Annotated in this window: 25 protein-coding genes; 12 read left to right on the top strand and 13 right to left on the bottom strand. The window is 44.8% G+C overall.

Going from position 1 to position 20811, the window contains the following annotated elements; genetic code table 11:
- Positions 1–92: 92 nt before the first annotated feature.
- Positions 93–1370, top strand: coding sequence for a DUF2066 domain-containing protein (locus tag ACTS60_RS12695; protein WP_440888540.1), 1278 nt, complete (start codon positions 93–95; stop codon positions 1368–1370).
- Between the two features lie 96 nt (positions 1371–1466).
- On the opposite strand, the gene ACTS60_RS12690 is transcribed toward ACTS60_RS12695, so the two are convergent.
- From ACTS60_RS12690 to ACTS60_RS12675, 4 genes are read right to left on the bottom strand one after another with little or no spacing between them, the layout of a single operon-like run.
- Positions 1467–1907, bottom strand: coding sequence for a DUF2069 domain-containing protein (locus ACTS60_RS12690; RefSeq protein ID WP_440888539.1), 441 nt, complete (start codon positions 1905–1907; stop codon positions 1467–1469).
- A gap of 20 nt (positions 1908–1927) precedes the next feature.
- Positions 1928–2500 carry an NAD(P)H:quinone oxidoreductase gene (gene wrbA / locus ACTS60_RS12685; RefSeq protein WP_440888538.1) on the bottom strand — a complete coding sequence of 191 codons (573 nt, stop codon included), beginning with the start codon at positions 2498–2500 and terminating at the stop codon, positions 1928–1930.
- Entirely contained in the window at positions 2501–2851 is a 351-nt protein-coding gene (arsC, locus tag ACTS60_RS12680) for an arsenate reductase (glutaredoxin) (RefSeq protein ID WP_440888537.1), read from the bottom strand. It abuts the gene before it with no gap.
- Between the two features lie 16 nt (positions 2852–2867).
- Positions 2868–4322, bottom strand: coding sequence for a beta-barrel assembly-enhancing protease (locus ACTS60_RS12675; RefSeq protein WP_440888536.1), 1455 nt, complete (start codon positions 4320–4322; stop codon positions 2868–2870).
- A 269-nt stretch (positions 4323–4591) separates the two neighbouring features.
- On the opposite strand from ACTS60_RS12675, the gene ACTS60_RS12670 reads away from it, so the two are divergent.
- Both ACTS60_RS12670 and ACTS60_RS12665 read left to right on the top strand, forming a co-directional pair.
- Entirely contained in the window at positions 4592–4828 is a 237-nt protein-coding gene (locus ACTS60_RS12670; RefSeq protein WP_440888763.1) for a sulfurtransferase TusA family protein, read from the top strand.
- Between the two features lies 1 nt (position 4829).
- Complete coding sequence (locus ACTS60_RS12665; RefSeq protein ID WP_440888535.1) at positions 4830–5900, top strand: AI-2E family transporter; 1071 nt, start codon at positions 4830–4832, stop codon at positions 5898–5900.
- A gap of 64 nt (positions 5901–5964) precedes the next feature.
- On the opposite strand, the gene bcp is transcribed toward ACTS60_RS12665, so the two are convergent.
- Together bcp and ACTS60_RS12655 are read right to left on the bottom strand one after the other, a co-directional pair.
- Positions 5965–6435 carry a thioredoxin-dependent thiol peroxidase gene (gene bcp, locus ACTS60_RS12660; RefSeq protein ID WP_440888534.1) on the bottom strand — a complete coding sequence of 157 codons (471 nt, stop codon included), beginning with the start codon at positions 6433–6435 and terminating at the stop codon, positions 5965–5967.
- A 19-nt stretch (positions 6436–6454) separates the two neighbouring features.
- A complete protein-coding gene (locus tag ACTS60_RS12655) occupies positions 6455–6997 on the bottom strand; it encodes a glycine cleavage system protein R (protein WP_440888533.1) in 543 nt (180 codons plus the stop codon).
- A 406-nt stretch (positions 6998–7403) separates the two neighbouring features.
- Between ACTS60_RS12655 and dapA the strand changes: the two genes are divergently transcribed.
- Positions 7404–8282, top strand: coding sequence for a 4-hydroxy-tetrahydrodipicolinate synthase (dapA, locus tag ACTS60_RS12650; RefSeq protein ID WP_440888532.1), 879 nt, complete (start codon positions 7404–7406; stop codon positions 8280–8282).
- 48 nt (positions 8283–8330) lie between these two features.
- On the top strand, positions 8331–9347 hold the full coding sequence (gene bamC / locus ACTS60_RS12645) for an outer membrane protein assembly factor BamC (protein WP_440888531.1): 1017 nt from the start codon (positions 8331–8333) through the stop codon (positions 9345–9347).
- A gap of 61 nt (positions 9348–9408) precedes the next feature.
- Here bamC and ACTS60_RS12640 read toward each other — a convergent pair whose 3' ends face one another.
- The 4 genes from ACTS60_RS12640 to ACTS60_RS12625 are packed head-to-tail and all read right to left on the bottom strand — an operon-like array spanning position 9409 to position 11850.
- Entirely contained in the window at positions 9409–9612 is a 204-nt protein-coding gene (locus ACTS60_RS12640; protein WP_440888530.1) for a DUF2897 family protein, read from the bottom strand.
- On the bottom strand, positions 9609–10307 hold the full coding sequence (locus tag ACTS60_RS12635; protein ID WP_440888529.1) for a M15 family metallopeptidase: 699 nt from the start codon (positions 10305–10307) through the stop codon (positions 9609–9611). Before ACTS60_RS12635 ends, ACTS60_RS12640 begins: the two co-directional genes overlap by 4 nt.
- 37 nt (positions 10308–10344) lie before the next feature.
- Positions 10345–11481 carry a succinyl-diaminopimelate desuccinylase gene (gene dapE / locus ACTS60_RS12630; protein ID WP_138944016.1) on the bottom strand — a complete coding sequence of 379 codons (1137 nt, stop codon included), beginning with the start codon at positions 11479–11481 and terminating at the stop codon, positions 10345–10347.
- An 18-nt stretch (positions 11482–11499) separates the two neighbouring features.
- The gene (locus ACTS60_RS12625) at positions 11500–11850 is read right to left on the bottom strand and encodes an ArsC family reductase (RefSeq protein ID WP_440888528.1); all 351 of its coding nucleotides are present in this window, start codon (positions 11848–11850) and stop codon (positions 11500–11502) included.
- A 246-nt stretch (positions 11851–12096) separates the two neighbouring features.
- On the opposite strand from ACTS60_RS12625, the gene ACTS60_RS12620 reads away from it, so the two are divergent.
- A complete protein-coding gene (locus ACTS60_RS12620; protein ID WP_010449652.1) occupies positions 12097–12384 on the top strand; it encodes a winged helix-turn-helix domain-containing protein in 288 nt (95 codons plus the stop codon).
- Positions 12385–12419: 35 nt separating this feature from the next.
- Here ACTS60_RS12620 and ACTS60_RS12615 read toward each other — a convergent pair whose 3' ends face one another.
- Together ACTS60_RS12615 and ACTS60_RS12610 are read right to left on the bottom strand one after the other, a co-directional pair.
- Positions 12420–12758 carry a DUF4156 domain-containing protein gene (locus ACTS60_RS12615; protein WP_440888527.1) on the bottom strand — a complete coding sequence of 113 codons (339 nt, stop codon included), beginning with the start codon at positions 12756–12758 and terminating at the stop codon, positions 12420–12422.
- A 1-nt stretch (position 12759) separates the two neighbouring features.
- Entirely contained in the window at positions 12760–13113 is a 354-nt protein-coding gene (locus ACTS60_RS12610) for a DUF2956 domain-containing protein (protein WP_440888526.1), read from the bottom strand.
- Positions 13114–13255: 142 nt separating this feature from the next.
- Between ACTS60_RS12610 and ACTS60_RS12605 the strand changes: the two genes are divergently transcribed.
- Together ACTS60_RS12605 and ACTS60_RS12600 are read left to right on the top strand one after the other, a co-directional pair.
- On the top strand, positions 13256–13741 hold the full coding sequence (locus ACTS60_RS12605; RefSeq protein ID WP_038886646.1) for a DUF2919 domain-containing protein: 486 nt from the start codon (positions 13256–13258) through the stop codon (positions 13739–13741).
- 42 nt (positions 13742–13783) lie between these two features.
- Positions 13784–14686 (top strand): Dyp-type peroxidase, encoded by a 903-nt coding sequence (locus ACTS60_RS12600; RefSeq protein ID WP_252041000.1) that lies wholly within the window; start codon positions 13784–13786, stop codon positions 14684–14686.
- Between the two features lie 77 nt (positions 14687–14763).
- On the opposite strand, the gene melR is transcribed toward ACTS60_RS12600, so the two are convergent.
- Entirely contained in the window at positions 14764–15762 is a 999-nt protein-coding gene (gene melR / locus ACTS60_RS12595) for a transcriptional regulator MelR (RefSeq protein WP_440888525.1), read from the bottom strand.
- Between the two features lie 328 nt (positions 15763–16090).
- Here melR and ACTS60_RS12590 point away from each other — a divergent pair, with 328 nt between their 5' ends.
- The 4 genes from ACTS60_RS12590 to ACTS60_RS12575 all read left to right on the top strand — a co-directional run.
- A complete protein-coding gene (locus ACTS60_RS12590) occupies positions 16091–17443 on the top strand; it encodes an alpha-glucosidase/alpha-galactosidase (RefSeq protein WP_440888524.1) in 1353 nt (450 codons plus the stop codon).
- 88 nt (positions 17444–17531) lie between these two features.
- Positions 17532–18959 carry a melibiose:sodium transporter MelB gene (gene melB, locus ACTS60_RS12585; protein ID WP_440888523.1) on the top strand — a complete coding sequence of 476 codons (1428 nt, stop codon included), beginning with the start codon at positions 17532–17534 and terminating at the stop codon, positions 18957–18959.
- A gap of 164 nt (positions 18960–19123) precedes the next feature.
- Entirely contained in the window at positions 19124–20257 is a 1134-nt protein-coding gene (locus ACTS60_RS12580; protein WP_440888762.1) for a flagellin, read from the top strand.
- A 263-nt stretch (positions 20258–20520) separates the two neighbouring features.
- Positions 20521–20811: flagellin N-terminal helical domain-containing protein (locus tag ACTS60_RS12575; RefSeq protein ID WP_440887474.1), on the top strand; the 291-nt coding region annotated here is incomplete at its 3' end.

The raw sequence follows: 20811 nt of genomic DNA, 5'->3' as shown, positions 1-20811 counted from the left end.
TCAGAATATCGACAACATACTCAGTACCCTTCTTGCTCAAGAAATGATAGTTGCTTATCATGCGGGTTCTTGTTTTGAGGATTATGAAAACTATGCGCTATTTAGCTCTCCTACTGATAGGTTGGTTGTCCCTGCCTGTGCACGCTCTTACTCAGGTAGATGTCTACCGTGCCGAAGTTGCGATAGACAGTAATCAGAAAGATGGTGAGTCTCTTGCTCGTCAGCAAGGTATGAAAGATGTCATCGTCAGAGCGACGGGCAGTCAATCTTCTATTAACAATCCAGTTATTCAAAAAGCGGTAGGCTCGAGTGCACGCTATATCTCTCAGCTAAGCTATGGTCAGCTTGATGGGCAAACAAGCCTTAAGATGCTATTTAATAGTAGTCAAGTTCGCTCATTGCTCACTCAAGCTCAACTTCCTTTATGGTCACCAAACCGAGCAAATATCTTAGTCTGGATGGTGGAAGAGCAGGGATACGATCGCGCTATTACGTGGGAGCATTCGGATTCAGCAAATGCAGTCGCTCTTCGTAAAGCAGCAGAGGCCCGTGGTCTACCTATCACTATGCCAGTGGGTGATTTTGATGACGTGACTGGCGTGAACGTCTCTGATCTTTGGGGTGACTTTGTTGGACCAATCAGCCAAGCAAGTCAACGTTATCCAGTGGATGCCGTACTGGTTATGCGAGTTCAAGGTGATAAGATTCGTTGGACACTGTACGATCAGTCGCCTGCTCAACTCTCTGAATCAAAACAATCGCCACGTAGCGGTTCTGTATCTGGTGCAAATGCGATTCCTTCGATGATAGGCGGTATTGCTGATTACTACGCGAAGAAGAGTGCGGTTGTGGTTTCAAGTAAGTCCTCTAAAGCGCTTGATGTAAAAGTACTGAATGTAGAGTCGGCGATGGATTTCTTCGATCTAGAGAGTGCCTTAACCAAACTGAATTCAGTAGCAGGTACGGAAATCAAGCGTGTGCAAGGAGACCAAGTAACGTTAACGATTCACCTGTTAGCTTCTCAACAAGCGTTTGAGCAAGAAGCGTCTTCAATTCGCCCGTTAGTGGCAACAGAAGAACCATTGGTGAGTATGGAAGAAGCTACGCCAGTACAACTGCCTGAAGAACCTGCTCAACCAGCACAATTGCCAGTGGAGGCAGAAGAAGGCCAAGCAGCAGGTGTGGTTGAGCTGGATACTGCTGCTGAGGTAACCCAATCAGAGCAACCTGTCATCGTTCAGCCAGCACCAGTGCAGTATGATTTGATTTATAAATGGAACGCGCCAGTTCGTACTCAAGCTGAGCCAGTAGAGCAAGAATCAGAAATCGCGCCAGTACTGGAAACGGATGTGGTTGAAGACCTAAGTTAAGCTCTATGTTTTACCAAAGCTGAACAAGAAAGAGTCGCCCAGAGCGACTCTTTTTTATTGCTTGTTTTTTATGGCTTAAATTATCCTGAACTGAGGTTACTTATTGAATTTGGCTTTCTCTTCCTTCTCGACTTGAGACAAGCGTTTTAGTTTCAAGCCTAGTTCTTTACCACGTGCACGTGCAAATAAGATGTTACCAGCGAACCCTAATGTAGTGAGCATTAACTCTACGGCTGCTAGCCATCGTTCACCATCATCCACATATAAAATAGTGAGTGCATGCAGAAAGTAGAGCATTAAAACAAAATTAGCCCAAGCGTGCGTATAAGGCTTACCCGCGAGGATGCCAGGAAGCGGCAAAAGCAAAGGAACACACCACGCAATTGCTAGAGTAGTGCTGCTCAGGTGAGGGTGAGGGGAAAGTGCTAATTGCCAAATTGCGACCCAAGCTAACAACGCCAAATTGCCGAATAGCGCCATGTAGCGATAGGTTTGGGTTCGTGTGCTGAGAGGTGGTTGGTCAATAATGTCAGACATCGATTTACTTATCCTTGAGCTTACTGGCTTCCTTTGAGCTTTTGTGCGGCGGTTGCCAGTCTTTTTCCTAATTGTTGTGCGAGACGAATCTCTTCAGCCGAGAGGCTTGGCTCATGTCCTACGCTGCTAGCCCCATAAGGTGTACCTCCGGACTGTGTTGTGTGTAGTTCCGGTTCTGAGTAGGGAATCCCCAACACCATCATGCCGTGATGCAGAAGTGGGGTCATCATGCTCTGTAGCGTGGTTTCTTGACCTCCGTGCATCGAAGATGATGAGGTAAACACACAAGCCGGCTTATCGATAAGATCGCCATTCACCCACAAAGGTGTGGTTTGATCCCAAAAATGCTTAAGCGGTGCGGCCATGTTGCCAAACCATACTGGGCTGCCAAACGCGAGGCCATCGCACCCTCTTAGCTCATCTAGAGTAACAATTGGATCCGAAGGGGTATGTGAGTGAGGTGACAATTCTTCAACTGTACGCAAAATTGCTTCGCAACGAGGGGTCGATTCGACCCCTCTTGCTATCTGTCTCGCCAGCAGTTTTGTAGATCCATGACGGCTAAAATACAAAATGAGGATCTGGCAATCCATTTATAGAATTTCCAATACTTGCTCTGGTGGACGGCCTATTTTTGCTTTGCCGTTTGCAACCACAACTGGGCGCTCGAACAGTTTTGGGTTTTGAGCCATCGCTTCAAAAAGCTGCGCATCTGTGACTGACGCTTCACCAAGTGAAAGCTCTTTGTAGATGTCTTCTTTTGTACGCATCATCTCGCGTACAGAAGAGAAACCAAGTTGAGCGTACAGCGCTTTCAGTTGTTCAACATTAAGCGGTGTATCAAGGTATTTGACCACTTCCGGTGTTACACCATTTTGCTCTAGAAGTTCTAGTGTTTGACGGCTCTTTGAGCAACGAGGGTTGTGATAAATCACGACTGACATGGTTTTCTCCATTTCGTTATTGTAATGCCATGAATCGATCTCTTTGGATCATAAGTTGGTCGATACGAGCGTCGTATCGAGCTTGTTTTAAACTTCCCAGTTCGGCAATTTTACTTGCTTCACTATAATATTGAATGGCTTTATTCCAATTTGCGCGTAACGCAAAAATTTCTGCTCGTGAAGCCAAATCTTCGTCACTATTTCCTAAGGCAATGTTCCCTTTAGAGAGCAGGTGCCAACCATTGGTGTCCTCAGGATTATCATGCGTGTAGCGTTGCAGTATTTTAATTGCTTCTTTGTCTTTACCAGCTTCCAGTAAAGCGTTCGCATAATTGATAGTGAGAACTTTATTGTGCGGCGACCGTTTAAGTGCTTTTGATAACATATCAATCGCTTTTTGTGGTTGCTTCTGAGCAATATATAAATCGGTCATCGCATCAAGATAAAAAGGATTAGATGGGTCTTGCTTGAGCAATTTATTAAGCAATACTTCGGCTTTGTCTAAGCGCTTGTTATCTAGGTGCACAAGTGCTTTCCCATATTCAAATGTGGGAATCAAATCTGCGGTTGCTTTCTTTTGCGTGCGTTCAAACCATCCCATAGCGGCTTCACCATCTATACCTGCGTGGCGTGCCACAATGCGTGCGCGAGTAAGATGATAATCGAGCGATGGCATAACTCTCATTGGAGGGTAGGCTTGTGCTCGGGCTCTAGAATCGGTAATACGGTCTTCAGGTAATGGGTGAGTCAGCAGCATCGGCGGTGGTTTACTTGCATAACGATACTCATCAGCAAGTCGACTAAAAAAGCGTGGCATTGCTTGGACATCAAACCCAGCTTTAGCCAGCGTAGAAATACCGAAGCGATCCGCTTCTTTCTCATTAGAACGCGTGTAGTTTATCTGACTCTGCATGTTGCCTGCGGTAGCGGCGGTAATGGCTGCCATACCAGCTTCTGGCGCTGCAATAGCAATGAGAAGTGCACCAGCTAGTGCAGCTAGCGTAGCTGGTGAGCGTCGAGCTTGCTCTTCCATGCTTCGTGCAAGGTGACGTTGTGTTACGTGCGCAATCTCGTGAGCAACCACCGATGCGAGCTCACTCTCCGTTCGTGCGTGTAAAAATAGCCCTGAGTGCAGAGCAACGTAACCACCAAAGAAGGCAAAAGCGTTGATGTTGCGATCGCGAATCATAAAAAAGTGGAACGGTGTTTTTACATCATTTGCATTAGCGACCAGTCGGTGCCCCAGCGTGTCGATATACTCGTTGATAACTGGGTCACTAACGATTGGGCTGCTGGCTCTGAGCATGCGCATGTACGCATCACCATAAATCAACTCTTGATCTATCGTCAGAGTGCCGCTGGCTGCGGTACCAATATCAGGGAGGTCGAGGCTATTGGCGTAAATAGGCGTTGGTGTACTTAATGCAGCAGCAAGGCACAAACAAACTAGCGAGCGAGTGCGTTTTAACATACGGTTTAAAGATTCTCCAAAATACCAAAGCATGCGATTGAAAGAACGTTATCAATACATGCCCAATGGTCATCCGTGATGGATGAATATGCTAGCTATAAGACCCAAAATAAACAAATTGGTTTCGTTGATAGTGTCACGAGACTTTGAATTACTAACTGTAAAGTCTGTGCTATATGCATTTAATTCAAGTTAGAAATGCTAGCACCAGCTCAAAAAGCCGTTACAATACAACCCTATCATAAGTGCAGAGCAATACAATGGAATCCATGTTACTTGATTTGCGCGAGCAACGCTGCCCTATGGCGCTGTTACTTGCCAAACGTCACGCTGCTGAAGTATTTCAGGGAGAATCTTCCCAGTATCAACAGCTTGTGATTCAAGTTGTGGACAAGAGCTCTAAACGAGACATAGTGACGTATTTACGTAAACAAAGGTATGAAGTGCATTGCCACGCATTACCAGAGTACTTCACTTTGACCGTATTCAATAAGGAATCATCATAAGATGCTTGAGATGATAAGTCGTTGGTATAAGCGACGTTTTTCAGACCCACACGCCGTGAGCCTAGTCGCGATTCTGTTGTTCGGCTTTATCACTATTTATTTTTTTGGGCATTTAATTGCACCATTGCTGGTCGCGATTGTTCTTGCTTATCTTCTTGAATGGCCAGTGACACAAATGTGTCGTTTGGGTATTCCGCGAACTTTCTCCGTTATTACAGTGATTCTGATTTTCATCGGTTTGATGTTAATCGCGGTATTTGGTTTAGTTCCGACCATTTGGACTCAGGTAGGCAACTTAATTAATGATATTCCTAATATGTATGCAGGGCTGCAGAAGTTCATTGCAACATTACCTGAGCGTTACCCAGAGCTAGCAAACTTGCAAATTGTTGAGACGGTTGTAACCAACGCTAAAAACCAAGCAATCGGCTTAGGTGAAAGCGTTGTGAAGGGCTCACTTGCATCACTTGTGAGCATTGCAACCTTAGCGGTTTATTTGATACTTGTGCCCCTGTTAGTTTTCTTCTTATTGAAAGATAAAGAAGAGATGATGAGCATGGCTAGTGGTATTCTGCCAAAGAACCGTAAACTAGCGAATAAAGTCTGGCACGAGATGAATGAACAAATCTCGAACTACATTCGGGGCAAAGTGCTCGAAATTCTAATTGTCGGTGGTGTGAGCTACGTGACGTTTGCCGTTTTAGACCTGCGTTATTCAGCATTGTTAGCGGTAGCGGTGGGATTATCTGTTCTGATCCCATACATCGGTGCGGCGGCAGTCACTGTGCCCGTTGCGATTGTCGGTTTGTTCCAGTGGGGGTTATCTCCGCAGTTTTACTGGCTACTGGTCGCGTATGGCATTATTCAGGCACTAGACGGTAACGTACTGGTTCCTGTTTTGTTCTCTGAAGCGGTGAACCTACACCCGGTAGCAATTATTGTTGCGGTACTGGTGTTTGGTGGTTTATGGGGCTTCTGGGGCGTATTCTTTGCAATTCCTTTGGCGACGCTTGTCAAAGCGGTATGGAACGCGCTACCAAGTACAGAAGAAGCAGAACCGATACAAGAATAGAAACAGATCCGAACAAAAAGCCCAGCGATTGCTGGGCTTTTTATTGTTTGATTGAAAGGAGCGATTAAGCGTTTTCTTTCAAGTAGTTCACAACTACTTCGTGGTGGTCTTTGGTCTTAAACTTATTGAATACGTGTTCAATCACGCCTTCCTCGTTGATTAGGAAGCTGATGCGGTGAAGGCCATCGTAGACTTTGCCCATAAATTTTTTCTCGCCCCACACGCCGAACTGTTCAGCCACTGCATGGTCTTCGTCAGATAGTAGTGTGAAGTTTAGTTCGTCACGCTCGATGAATTTACCAAGGCGTTTCACTGGGTCGATACTTACGCCCAAAACGACAACGTTGTGTGCGTCTAGCTCTGCTTTTACATCACGAAGACCTTTTGCCTGAGTGGTACAGCCTGGTGTCATCGCTTTCGGGTAGAAGTAAAACAGAACTTTCTTACCTTTAAAATCACCGAGAGAAACGGTGTTACCATCTTGGTCGAGCAAAGAGAAGGCTGGCGCTGGCGTGCCTGCTGTCAGCGTATTCATTGTTATGTCCTTTACTTATTTATAGATTGTTTTTTATGAAATTCAGAGAACCTTGTACGTTGAGCGTAGTACAAAGTTCATCGAAATCTTCTTGAAGCTGCATAAGGTTACAGTCAGCTTGAACCGATGCTGTGATTGCAATATGGAACTGGTCAGCGTCTAGCTGGACTTTAGACTTACTAATAGTTTGAGCGCTTAGTGAGTTAAGGCCAATATTCTGATCGGCAAAAAACTGGGTGAACTTTTCTGTTAAACCCATTCGGTCTTCTGATTCGATGAAAACCTCAAGCTCATATGAGTTGTCTAATAACTCATGTGCGGACGTTCGCTTCATGATAGTGATAAGGTCATGCTCTTGCCCGAGTAGAGGTAATTGAGTCTCGACTCGAGTTATGTTGTTAGTATTGCCTGTTAACAGCATGATCAATGTAAATTCATTACCAAAGATAGCAATTCGGCTATCAGCGATGTTACAGCCAGCTTGTGTGACCAGTTTGACTACTTGATTACAAATGCCTGGGCGATCCGTTCCAACTGCTGTAAGTACCAGATGTTGCGTCATATATGAGCTTCTTGTCCTTTCTTCAATAGAGTGATGGTAGCACAGATAAGTATTGGAAATGTCGAGTTGGTTCCTTTTTTAGACGCGAGTGTTTGCTTTGTAAGCGAAATATTATCGTCTACTTTCTGGACGGGATAATTTCACTTAGCTCTGACGTGAAGAAGAAAACAGGGAGTATATTCCGCGGCTAAATTAGGTGCCGATCCCTTAGGGAGCAAAGGCTGCAACGATTATTGGTGAAGCTCGATAATTGAGCGAACCCCCAGAGTTGAGCAAAAGAACCTTGCTAAACCTCTAACAACTGATAATTATTCATTCATTTGTACTTTGTAAGCGTCTATACACACTTGTGTTTGTTAATCGCATTACAGTACCATGCAGAAAGAGTTAAATGAGGGAGATAGACATGTTTTCAGGAAGTATCGTAGCGTTGATCACGCCATTTAAGCCAGATGGTGAAGTAGATTTCGATGGTCTGCAAAAGCTGGTTGAGTATCACGTTGAGGCGGGTACTGACGGTATTGTTGCGGTAGGCACAACGGGAGAGTCTTCGACTCTAACGATTGAAGAGCATGTGAAGGTCGTAAATAAAACGGTAGAGTTTGCCGACGGTCGCATCCCAGTGATTGCTGGAACAGGTGCAAATGCAACTCATGAGGCAGTCACATTCAGTAAGTTACTTGCAGATTCTGGTATTGCAGGCTTCTTAAGTGTCACGCCTTACTATAACAAGCCAACGCAAGAAGGTTTGTTCCAACATTACAAAGCGATCTCTGAAGCAAGTGATGTACCTCTAATTTTATACAATGTACCTGGTCGTACTGCAGTAGATTTGTTGCCTGAGACAGTGGCACGCCTGTCAAAGCTTGATAATATCGTTGCATTGAAAGACGCAACGGGTGATTTGAACAGAATTGCCCTTCACCGTGAACTTTGTGGCGAAGATTTTATCTTACTAAGTGGTGATGATGCGACAGGCTTAGAGTTTGTGAAGCTAGGTGGTCATGGTGTTATCTCAGTAACGAATAACATTGCAGCAAAAGATATGGCTGATATGTTCCACTTAGCAAGAGATGGTAAGTTTGAAGAGGCTGAAGTAATCAACCAGCGTTTGATGACTTTGCACAAAAACTTATTTATCGAATCAAGCCCTATCCCAGTGAAATGGGCGGCTACTAAGTTAGGCTTGATCGATGACGGCAGTTTGCGTCTTCCTTTGACACCACTTTCTGAAAAGTCGCAGCCGACTTTGGAACAGGCGCTTACAGACGCCGGTATTTACTAGGATTGAAGTATAACTGAGGGCGAGAGCTCTCAGTTTTTAGGAGTATAGATGAAGCTTTCTAGCCAGTTAGTGATGAGTTCACTGGCTGTTTTTGTATTGACTGCCTGTTCAGGTGGTGCCAACCAGCGTCGTCAAGCAAAAGATGACTTCGAGTATTTGGATACTGAGCCGCTATCAGAATGGAATATTCCTGCCGATGCTCAGCCTCAGTTTTATCCAAATTACGATATCCCTCAGGGCAACTTTGAGGGCGGTATTGGTAAAGCTGTTGATATTCGTCCCCCGCAAGAAGTGCTAGAGCTGATCCCTGGTGCACGTTTAGAGCGTAGCAACGGTGAGGTTACTCTATGGTTACTTCGCAAAGACGAGCTTGATCTTGTTTGGCAAACCGTTCAAAACATGATTTCAACAAATCAGATTCCTGTTGAGAAACAGAGTGACTCTCTCATTGAGACGGGTTGGGTGACCTGGAACTCTGCGGATGAAGATATGGAAATCGGCAGTCGCTACGACATTTCTCGTTTTGAAGCTAGCAACCGTTTTGGATTTAAAGTTAACTTAGTTGACTGGCGAGAAGGTGATCAGGTTAAAGACGTATCACGCACAAACCGTGAACGCTACAATGTTCTGATGACCAACTTGGTAACGGCTCGTTACGATCAACAAGTTCGTGAAGACGCACAGAAAAAAGCACAGGAACTCGTGAAGCAAATTCCGATCACGATGGGAACCGATCGCAGTGGCCTGCCAGTAATCATTGCTCGCGCACAGTACAATGTTTTATGGCAACGACTACCTGAGTTGCTTCCAAAAATTGGCTTCACTATTGAAAGTCGTAGTCAATCGCAAGGTACAGTTGAAGCGAGATACGCATCACCTGATGACGCATTTTGGAATGATATTGGTGTGAAACCAATCGACTTAGATGCTGGTAAATATACTTTCCTATTTGGTGATCTAGGAAACCGAACGTCGATTAATGTTACCAATTCGGCAGGCAAGCCTGTTGAAGAAGAGTTTTTGAAGTCTTTAGCACCTGTTTTAGCTGCAGTCGCGAAGCAATAACTCGAACAAAGAAAAGGGACCTGAAGGTCCCTTTTTTATTTTCTGTCCACAACGTATACATTCAACGAGATTCATCGTTATCCTTGTTTTGGTCTCCGTAACGTTGTTTATCAAGTTCGTTCAACTTGTCTAAATCGTTCTTACGGCTCTTATCCATCTGACCAAACTTCATTTTTGCGGTGTATTTTAACGCAGCTATATTACCAACCACTATGCTGACCACTATGATGATAATGACCCAAGGGTTGGTTAGTATTTCTATCATAGAGCCTCCGGCAGAGTGATATTGTGAATGAATTTGGTAGTGACCTTATCCAAATTATTCAATATGACGTCAATCCCTGCAATGTTGTCGATCTGATTTTGTTCAATTAGCTGGCTTCTTAGTACTTCAGGAGTCAGATGGGTTAAGCATTGTTGCCCAACAGATTTATGACTGATGTGCCAAGGTTCAATAGCCACACCACCTAAATCTTGTTGGTAAGGGAAAAAGAAGCCAAAGCGATCTAGGTTTGCCTCTAACCATTGATAGAAAGTCAACTGGTGGCCTTCTAAGTATTCCCATGGCTCTAACTGTAGTTGCGTGTCGGGCGGCAACAAGTTTCGGGCATAAACATCAAAATCGCATCCCCAATGATGGCGACTGCCACCGGGTAGGGCAGACCAACGAAGAATCGCCATCAGCTTTTCTTCGTCACTGAGCTTCTTTTTATCAATAGGCTGAGATTGGGAATCTAAGATCGTTAACTCACCAGAAAACTTACCGTTCCAAATGGCTTTTTGACGGTTGAAGTCGCGAAAGCCGCTGGCGATTTCCATCTTAAAGCCCGCTTGAGTGGCCGCTTCGATCATCTTCAACAAATCATCTACTACAGCGGGGTGAAGCATAAAGGCTTTTTGACCCACTAAGGTGGATTGCAGATGCGAATCGGTGATTCCGGTAAGTTGCTCTGGTGTCATGGGGTTCTCGTTAAATACTGCGTGTTCGATGTAAACTCTATTTTGCTAGCAGGTGCTTCAGAGTGTTTTCGTACATGTCGGTCAATTTCTCTAGGTCATCGACTTTCACGCACTCGTTCACTTTATGGATCGTTGCGTTGACAGGGCCAAGCTCAACCACTTGACCGCCCATACGCGCGATAAAGCGACCATCAGACGTACCGCCTGTCGTCAGAAGTGCGGGCTTAGTGCTGTTCACTTCATCAACTGCTGCGACAACCGCATCAAGTAGTGCGCCAGTGTCGGTTAGGAATGGGTCACCATTGAAAGTCCATTTCAGGTCGTAGTTCAAATCATGTTTGTCTAATGTTTCTGTTACGCGTTGCACGATCGCATCGTTATTTAGCTCAGTGCTAAAACGTAGATTAAACTGAACGTTAAATTCTCCAGGGATGACATTTGACGCGCCAGTACCAGCTGAAACGTTCGGGATCTGGAAACTTGTCGGTGGGAAGTAGTCGTTCCCTTGGTCCCATTCAGTGGTGGCTAACTCGTGGATTGCCAATAGAGATTGATGAACCGGGTTGTTAGCAAGGTGAGGGTAGGCAACGTGGCCTTGTGTTCCGTGTACGGTTAGGTCACCAGTGATTGAACCACGACGGCCATTTTTGACTACGTCACCAACCACTTCAGTACTTGAAGGTTCACCAACGATACACATATCGATGTTTTCACCGCGCTCCATCAAGGTTTCAACGACGCGAACGGTGCCGTTGATGAATGGGCCTTCTTCGTCAGAGGTGATCAAAAAGCCGATTGAGCCTTTGTGGTCTGGGTTGTCAGCAATAAAGCGTTCAACTGCCACGACCATACAAGCGAGTGAGCCTTTCATGTCAGCAGCGCCACGACCGTGAAGGTAGCCATCTAGAATAGTTGGTTCAAATGGCGGCGTATCCCATTGCTCTAGCTTACCTGCTGGCACGACATCAGTGTGGCCTGCAAAAGCAAACAGGGGAGCTTCTGTACCGCGGCGAGCCCAGAAGTTGGTGGTATCTTCAAACACCATTACTTCGATTTCAAAACCGAGGGCTTTTAATCGCTCGATCATTACTTCCTGACAGCCTGCATCTTCAGGCGTTACGGACTGGCGGCTGATCAGGTCTTTAGCGAGTGCCAGTACTGGACTGTCTGTCATCCTTGATTGTTCCTTTAATTAAGAGTTAAAAATGGTCGCGTATTGGTCTGCTTTGAAACCAATATGTAGTTGGTCTTCAACTTTCAAGATTGGGCGCTTAATCATCGCTGGGTTTTCTATTAATAGCGCGATTGCGTTTTCTTCATTAAGAGAATCTTTTTGTTCTTGAGTCAGCTGACGGAAAGTTGTACCACGTTTGTTTAGTACTTGCTCCCAACCTAGTGTGTTGCAAAATTCTGTAACCATTGCTGCATCGACACCTTGTTTGCGGTAATCATGGAAATCAAAAGCAACATTTTCTGCTTCTAACCATTTCTTCGCTTTTTTAATCGTGTCGCAATTTGGGATGCCGAACATAGTGATCGTCATAATGTGTCCTTTTGAGTCTTACTTTCTTGTTTCGGGGCCAATTGGTTAAATTTGGCTTATTTATTCATTGAGTTGTTAACGCATCCTACCAAGAAGCAACGAAACTGACAAAATGATGAGATGAATAATTTACTTCTTGAAAAAAATAAGGGGGAATTTGCTGGGAAAGGGCGAGTTATTGATCAGCCTCAACAAATTACTGTGCAAAAAAGAAATAATGAATCAGCACAATTTTAGGAGGTGTCAATGGAATTGAGTCCTGTTTTTGCAAGGCGGCTGTATTTAGCCTTACTGGTCGAAAGTCTAGAAAGGCCAAATGTGCCTAGGTTAATCGAAAAAACGGGGTGGCCTCGTCGTACTATTCAAGATGTACTTAAGGCTTTACCGGGGATCGGCATTGAACTGATTTTTGTTCAAGATGGTCGACGTCACAATGACGGTTATTACCAGCTTTCTGACTGGGGGCCTTTTGATAGTCAATGGGTTCTTGAGCGAGAAAAAGATATCGCTACTAGTCTTGGATTTCGTGCATAAGCCAGCAATCGCTGGCTTTTTTTGTATTCAAATACTTATCGATTTTGGCACTGATACGCCGTTCCCAAAACGCTAAATGAAGTGACGAAATCTTGAGGTGAAACCATAAATACCGTGTCAGCATTTAGAGATGCGGTATTATTTTTTAAATCGTTCATCGCCCCTTGGATCATTGCATCATTGGTATAAAATAAGTAGCTGTACCAATGCCCTTCGCTTCCCGTGACCTCTCCCATATATTGACATCGCTCAGGGGAAAACTGGCTATCAATACGGATCTCGACATCTTTACTGGATTCATTGACAAGTGTTGAAGGCGTTGCACAGCCAAGCAATAAAGTTGCGAGGCCACAAGAGATAAGTACGCGATGCATGTTAACTCCCTAAGAAAATATAAGCGGCGAATCCAATCCAGCTTGTAACAAGCAGTAGCCAAGGTAAAAGAGATTTAGTTGCTGGCGTCGATTCGATAGGCTCGATTTCTGTTTCAGTGATTTCGTCACGCTGGCGCAAGCGCTCTTTTTGTTGCTTTTTCTTTGCTCTGTCGGCTTGTCTATTACGTTCTTTTTGTTGCTTCTTGTATTGAGCAATACCTTTTTCGATACCCTGTGCGATTAATTTAGTTTGATCTTTGGTCTGACCTGGCTTCTGTGTCGCTTTGGCGATCTTCATTGCTTCCGTTTGGGTTTCTTGAGAAGGAACGGGTGCTGTTGTGTTTTTCTTTTTCATGTTTATTCGGCGTCGCTGTAAACCTGAGCTTAGTTTACCTTCCTAAGATGATGAAATGAACTTTAGTTCTCATCTTTGCGGTGTTGCAACTCTTTAGCGATCGGTTAAAGTGGCGTTTTTATGAAACTAAGAAGACGATATTGTGCGTTACTCCTTCGATCAATATGACGCTCATGGATTTTTGAAAGCGCCAATTATGTTATGGCTAGGTTGGATGTTCCTAGCACGCTCTTGGGTGGTGTTTGCCATGGCAGGAGTAAGTAGAGACAGTGGTAGTAAGATATTAGCAATTGTTTACCCTGACTCTAATACGTTATATCTCGGCCTCTCGATGGGTATTCCAAGCTTGTTGCTGATGTGGCTGATGGGCTTGCGCCATCCGGATAGAGGCTGGGTGAATCAAATTACCCAACATGGTCGTGCTATGACTTTGATCTTGTGCGGTATTCAATTGGCTCAGACCATGTATCATGTCTACCTCGAACATGGTGTATTCAACTGGGCAAACGCGCTCACAATTACCCTGTTAACTTGGTTTATGATCTATCTTCTAAATGGAAGATGGGTGAAAGACTGCTTCAACGTGCCACAGATTGAGCACAAAGAAGAACAGCCATCAAAAAATTAAGAACAAAAATTTCCCGCACGGGGCTATAAAGAGGATATCTCAATGTCACAAGCTCAAACGGCGATTGTGCCTGAAGCAGGACCATTTGCACTTTACACTCAGTTAAAAGTGAACCAAAACCGTGAAAACGTACTGGCGAAACTGAAAGCGCTACCTGAGCTAGTAAATGAGCTAAATGCGAGCCAACCAGGTGCAGACCTAACGATTTCTATCGCATTCACTAAGTCTTTTTGGCAGCACCTAAACATGCAAATGCCAGAAGAGTTGATCGACTTCCCTGAGTTGGGTGAAGGCGACGTGATTGCGCCTGCATCTGATGTTGATGTACTGATTCACTGCCACTCAACTCGTCACGATTTGCACTTCTATGTACTGCGTAAATTCCTAGTGGATACAGCAGAAGACGTAACAGTCGTCGACGAAACTTACGGTTACCGTTACCTAGATGCTCGTGACATGACGGATTTCGTTGATGGCACTGAAAACCCGAAAGGTGACGCTCGTGCCGACGTTGCATTGATCAAAGACGGCGCTTTCGCTGGTGGTAGCTACGTGATGGTTCAACGCTTTGAGCACAACCTTCCTGCATGGAACCGTTTGAATGTATCTGCTCAAGAGAAAGTGATTGGCCGTACTAAACCAGATTCTATTGAGCTAGAAGACGTACCAGCGGCTTCTCACGTAGGTCGCGTAGACATTAAAGAAGAAGGTAAAGGTCTTAAGATCGTTCGCCACAGCTTGCCATACGGCACAGTAACTGGCGCACATGGTCTTCTGTTCATCTCTTACTGCAACACTATCCACAACATCAAAGTGATGCTTGAAAGCATGTACGGAGTGACGGATGGTAAGACTGACCAACTGCTTCGTTTTACTAAAGCGGTAACAGGTGCGTACTTCTTCGCTCCATCGCAAGAGATGCTAGCAGAATTGGCCGTTAAGTAATTTCTCGTCAATTCCCACATATTAAAAAGGCAGAGTGATCTGCCTTTTTTATCTTCCTTTAATCCCTTCCTGCTCGACTAACTTATCGTTAGTGGCCTTTTGCCATCAATGGCGCCTTTCTCTAGCTCATAGAGAGGGCTACTACTATGACTGCTCCAGCGATGATCTTCGCGTGATTTCTTACGATATTGCGTTGGTGTCACGCCAATATAATTCTGAAAAGTCTCATAGAAACGGCTACTCGAGTTAAAACCTACCGTTAAGGCAATGTCCAATATTGTCCGGTCGGTATCACTCAGCAGTGCTCTGGCGTGGTTAATCCGCATCGCCGTTATGTATTGCTTGATGGTCATCTGCATGGTTCGTTGGAATACGTTCATCGCATAATTGGTATGCAGCCCAATGTGCTCTGCGATGTCTTTGATCGTAATCGGCTGGTTATGATGGGTGGCAATGTATTCCAGCATCTGACTGACGTAAAACTGCGAGTGTTTGGAGACGCCTTTTTTGGTCGACTTCTCTTGTCGATTGATGACCAGTTGCTCCCAGCCATCAAGGCACATTCGCTTTAACATGAGTCCAATTTCATCTATCGCTAATTGCTGACGGCTTTCTGAAGGGTGACTAATTTCTTCTGCCCAGCGCGCTAACTCAAATTCACTGACCAATGCATTCGAACTGGACTGCAATACGCAGCCGTGGGTGATCTGATTGACGAAGTCTCGGTTTAGCGTCCAAGACATAAAGTGGTGAATCGGAATATTGATGATCCCCATATTATGACTCTTGCCCGGGTCGGTGAGCCTATGAGGAACCGACGCCCAAAATAATCCTATCGAGCCTGCTTTCACCACTATTGGACTGCCGTTAATGATGTACTCGACATCATCCCCGAAAGGAATGTTTACCTCTACTTGTCCGTGCCAGTGATAACCCGGCATAGAGTGGGGCGGCCTCAGCTCAATATCGATCTTTTCATAAGATGAGTACAACGATAGAGGGCTCACCGAGACATTGTCGGAGGAATATTTATCCTGAATGACCACTTTCAGTGCATTGGACTCTAACTTAGACATCACCCACCTCTTAGGAAACTGTATAACTTCCTTGTAGCAAATCTGCTAGAGCAAAACTCAGAACAGCCTCAAAAACACAGACTACTCCGTTTTATAAGATTTTTATTATGTGACTTAAATCGTTGTATCAGCTGGGCTCATCGTTAGATTTTCTCTCTTTTATCCGTGATTTAAACAAAAATGTCCCATTTCCTAAGATTTGGAATTTTCTGATTTTAAATATTACAAAATGGGAGAGTGATTGGTTTATCTGAGACGAATTTGGCCTTGCGACAGGTGTAACTTAAATACATCGAAACAAAAGTATGAAAGCAAAAAGGATTCAACTATGAAAAGCCCTAAAATCACATTCATCGGTGCGGGTTCTACGATTTTTGTGAAGAACATTCTTGGTGATGTATTCCACAAACCGGCCTTCAAAGGGGCGCAAATTGCCTTGATGGATATCGATGAAATCCGCTTAGAGGAATCGCACCTTGTAGTGAGTAAGCTGATGGAATCATCGGGTGCTACGGGCACGATCACTTGCCACTTAAACCAAAAAGAGGCACTGCAAGGCGCAGACTTTGTCGTTATAGCTTTCCAAATCGGTGGGTATGAGCCATGTACTGTGACGGACTTTGAGGTGTGTAAGCGTCACGGTTTGGAACAAACCATCGCGGACACGTTAGGCCCTGGCGGCATTATGCGTTCATTGCGCACTATTCCTCATCTATGGAGCGTATGTGAAGACATGACTGAAGTGTGCCCAAACGCCACTATGCTTAACTACGTCAACCCAATGGCGATGAACACTTGGGCAATGTACGAGAAATACCCGCATATCAAACAAGTGGGTTTGTGCCATTCAGTGCAAGGCACGGCGGAAGAGCTCGCTCGTGACCTAGATATCGAATATTCAGACCTTCGTTACACCTGTGCGGGTATTAACCACATGGCTTACTACTTGACACTCGAAAAGAAAAACGAGCAAGGAGAGTATGTCGATATCTACCCTGATCTGCTGGCAGCATTTGAATCTGGTAAAGCGCCGAAGCCGGGTCTGCACCACAATGGCCGCTGTACGAACTTAGTCCGCTACGAGATGTTTAAGAAGCTGGGTTACTTTGTGACTGAATCTTCAGAACATTTTTCTGAATACACGCCATATTTCATCAAACCAAATCGCCCAGATTTGATTGAACGTTATAAAGTGCCATTGGATGAATACCCTAAACGTTGTGTAGAACAAATTGCTGACTGGAAGAAAGATCTCGAAGACTTCAAAAACGCCGATCAAATCACCGTCAAAGAGTCACATGAATACGCGAGTACTATTATGAACTCGATTTGGACGGGTACACCGAGCGTTATTTACGGCAACGTTAAGAACGAAGCATTAATTGATAACTTGCCACAAGGTTGTTGTGTGGAAGTGGCTTGTTTAGTTGACGCGAATGGTATCCAACCGATTAAAGCAGGGCGCTTGCCGAATCATTTAGCAGCATTAATGCAGACCAATATCAATGTGCAAACACTGCTGACGGAAGCCATCTTAACGGAAAACCGTGACCGCATTTATCACGCAGCCATGCTGGACCCTCATACTGCGGCAGTGCTTGGGTTGGAAGAAATTTATGCACTGGTTGATGACTTGATCGAAGCACATGAAGGTTGGTTGCCAGAGTGGGTGCATCAGTAAATCCAGAATCACAAAACCAATATCAATAAAAACGACAATAACGTGAATATACTGCGCCTTCTCAATGAGAGGGCGTAAGGAGCAACAAATGAGTATCTCTATGAATACCAAGCTAAGCTACGGCTTTGGCGCATTTGGTAAAGACTTCGCTATCACCATCGTTTACATGTATCTGATGTTCTACTACACCGATGTTGTTGGTATCTCGGCTGCCGCAGTGGGAACCATCTTTTTGGTGGCACGTATTTGGGACGCGGTTAATGACCCTATTATGGGATGGGTCGTGAACAACACTCGCTCTCGTTGGGGCAAATTTAAGCCGTGGATCTTAATTGGCACCATCACTAACTCCGTTGTGCTGCTAATGCTGTTTAGTGCTCACCATATCGAAGGACCATGGCTTATTGCTTATGCTGCCGTGACCTACATTTTGTGGGGCATGACTTACACCTTGATGGATATCCCGTTTTGGTCTTTGGTTCCGACACTAACGTTGGATAAACGAGAGCGTGAAGAGCTGGTTCCATACCCTCGATTTTTTGCTAGCCTTGCATGGATTGTGACGGCGGCTATCGCGATGCCATTTGTGAATTATGTCGGTGGTGACGACAAAGGTTTTGGATTCCAAGTGTTTGCGATTCTGCTTATCGCTTGTTTCCTCGTTTCAACCTACATTACGTTGCGCAACGTCAAAGAACGTTATTCGACAAGTAATCTTGACGCTTCCAAACCTGAAGAAAAGGTCTCCCTGAAGAAGCTCCTTTCTCTTATCTACAAAAATGACCAACTGACCAGCGTGCTTTGTATGGCACTTTCATACAATCTCGCGACGAACATCATTACAGCCTTTGCGGTTTACTACTTCACGTACGTGGTCGGCAATGAGGCACTTTTTCCTTACTACATGGCGTACGCAGGTATTGCTAACTTAATTACTCTGGTTCTTTTTCCTAAACTGGCGCAAATGTTCTCTCGTCGAGTGCTATGGGCATGTGCGTCTAGCTTCCCAATCTTAGGCAGTGCAGTACTTATCTATGTAGGCATGTACGACAAGCAAAGCATCTTGCTGATTTCTACAGCGGGTGTGTTATTGCAAATCGGTACCGCGCTCTTCTGGGTGCTTAACGTCATTATGGTGGCGGACACGGTGGACTATGGTGAGTACAAACTGGGCTCTCGCTGCGAGAGTATTGCTTACTCAGTACAAACGCTGGTGGTAAAAGCTGGTTCTGCCTTTGCGGCTTTCTTTATCGGTATTGCGCTGACAGCAGTGGATTATGTACCAAACATGGAACAAAGCCCTGAAACGGTATTTGGTATGCAATGCATCATGGTTGGCTTGCCTGCGTTCTTCTTTGCCATCGCTTTGGTTGTGTACTTCCGCTTCTACAAACTCAACGGCGCTTACCATCAGGAGATCCAAGATCATCTGACGGAGAAGTACGACCATATTACTGCGCAAGAAACGCCAAAAGATCTTACGCGCAAACCTGCTAAGCCGGCAGAAGCACTTTAATCCTACACAGTCAGCGTAAGCTCTTTGTTTACGCTGACAAACCAACATTCTTCAAACAAGTGATTATTCAACTCTTATCTTCATCACTTTTTCAAAAAAAACACTAAACCTTTATGGTGAGTGGTCGATAAATGTCCAAAGCCTTAATTTTAGGACCTTTATTCGTGGCGATCACCGTTAATACCAATGTGGCAGCACTTGTCGCACAGCGTCATTTGACCAGTGCAACAGATATGCTGAACCAATCCATGGAGCGTTTGTCTTCAGGGAAGCGTATTAACAGCGCAAAGGATGACGCTGCGGGTCTACAAATCTCTAATCGCCTGCAATCGCAAATGCGTGGTTTGGATGTCGCGGTGCGTAATGCGAACGATGGTATCTCCATTATGCAAACTGCAGAAGGTGCGATGAATGAGGTGACCAACATCATGCAGCGTATGCGTGATTTGTCGCTCCAATCAGCCAATGGCTCAAACAGCAAAGCGGAACGTACTGCACTGCAAGAAGAAGTCACGGCACTCAACGATGAGCTTAATCGCATTGCAGAGACCACATCCTTTGGTGGACGCAAACTACTTAACGGCAGTTTTGGTAAATCGGCATTTCAAATCGGCGCCGCTTCAGGTGAAGCAGTTCAGGTTGAACTGAAGTCGATGCGTACCGATGGTCTCGAGATGGGAGGCTTTAGCTATATTGCGAATGGGCGTGCAAGTTCTGATTGGCAAGTAAAAAATGGTGCCAATGATTTGAGTATGTCCTTCACTAATCGTTTGGGTGAAACTGAAACCATTCAGATCAATGCTAAAGCAGGTGATGACATAGAAGAGCTTGCCACTTACATCAATGGTCAAACTGACAAGGTTACGGCATCAGTGAATGAGAAAAGGCAGTTGCAGTTGTTTATGGCGGGTGAAGAAACGTCAGGCACAATGTCTTTTTCTGGTGATTTGGCTAGTGAATTGGGGCTACAGCTAAAAGGCTACGATGCGGTTGATAACATCGACATTACGTCTGTGGGTGGCGCTCAACAAGCAGTGGCTGTTCTAGATACGGCAATGAAGTACGTTGATAGCCATCGTGCCGAATTTGGTGCCTACCAAAACCGCTTTAGTCATGCGATTAATAATCTAGATAACATTCACGAAAATGTAGCGGCATCAAAAAGTCGTATTCAAGACACTGACTATGCGAAAGAAACCACTCAAATGGTGAAGCAACAAATCTTGCAACAGGTTAGTACGACGATTCTTGCTCAAGCAAAACAGGCGCCCAATTTAGCTCTTACCCTGCTAGGTTAATGAATTTAGATATCTAAATTCAGCGCGAAATCAGCCTGTATCGACAGTAATAAAAGAAGCTTTAGTGGAATTTTAAAGTTTTTTTGCTTTTTTATTTACTTCATCACTATTTCCCTGCCAAACGAACTTTTTTTCAAAAAAACGTATTTTTTTCCTCAAGAAATCAGAAGTAGCGCCGTTAATAAAAGTAACTTTGAGAGAACTACTTGGTTTTCCGAGACGTCGGAAACCGCTACATCGGAAAATCAATTGGAGAAATCACCATGGCAGTGAATGTAAATACAAACGTATCGGCGATGACCGCTCAGCGTTACCTAAACAACGCAAACTCAGCTCAACAAACTTCAATGGAGCGTTTGTCTTCAGGCTTTAAAATCAACAGCGCAAAAGATGACGCTGCGGGTCTACAAATTTCGAACCGCTTGAACGTTCAAAGCCGTGGTTTAGACGTTGCGGTACGTAACGCGAATGATGGTATTTCAATTGCACAGACCGCTGAAGGTGCAATGAATGAGACAACCAATATCCTACAACGTATGCGTGACCTATCTCTA

The sequence above is a fragment of the Vibrio sp. WZ-1 genome (genome assembly GCF_052037695.1).
Lineage (GTDB): Bacteria > Pseudomonadota > Gammaproteobacteria > Enterobacterales > Vibrionaceae > Vibrio.
The sequence above is the reverse complement of the archived record's forward strand: the minus strand, read 5'-3'. Positions and strand labels throughout refer to the sequence as shown.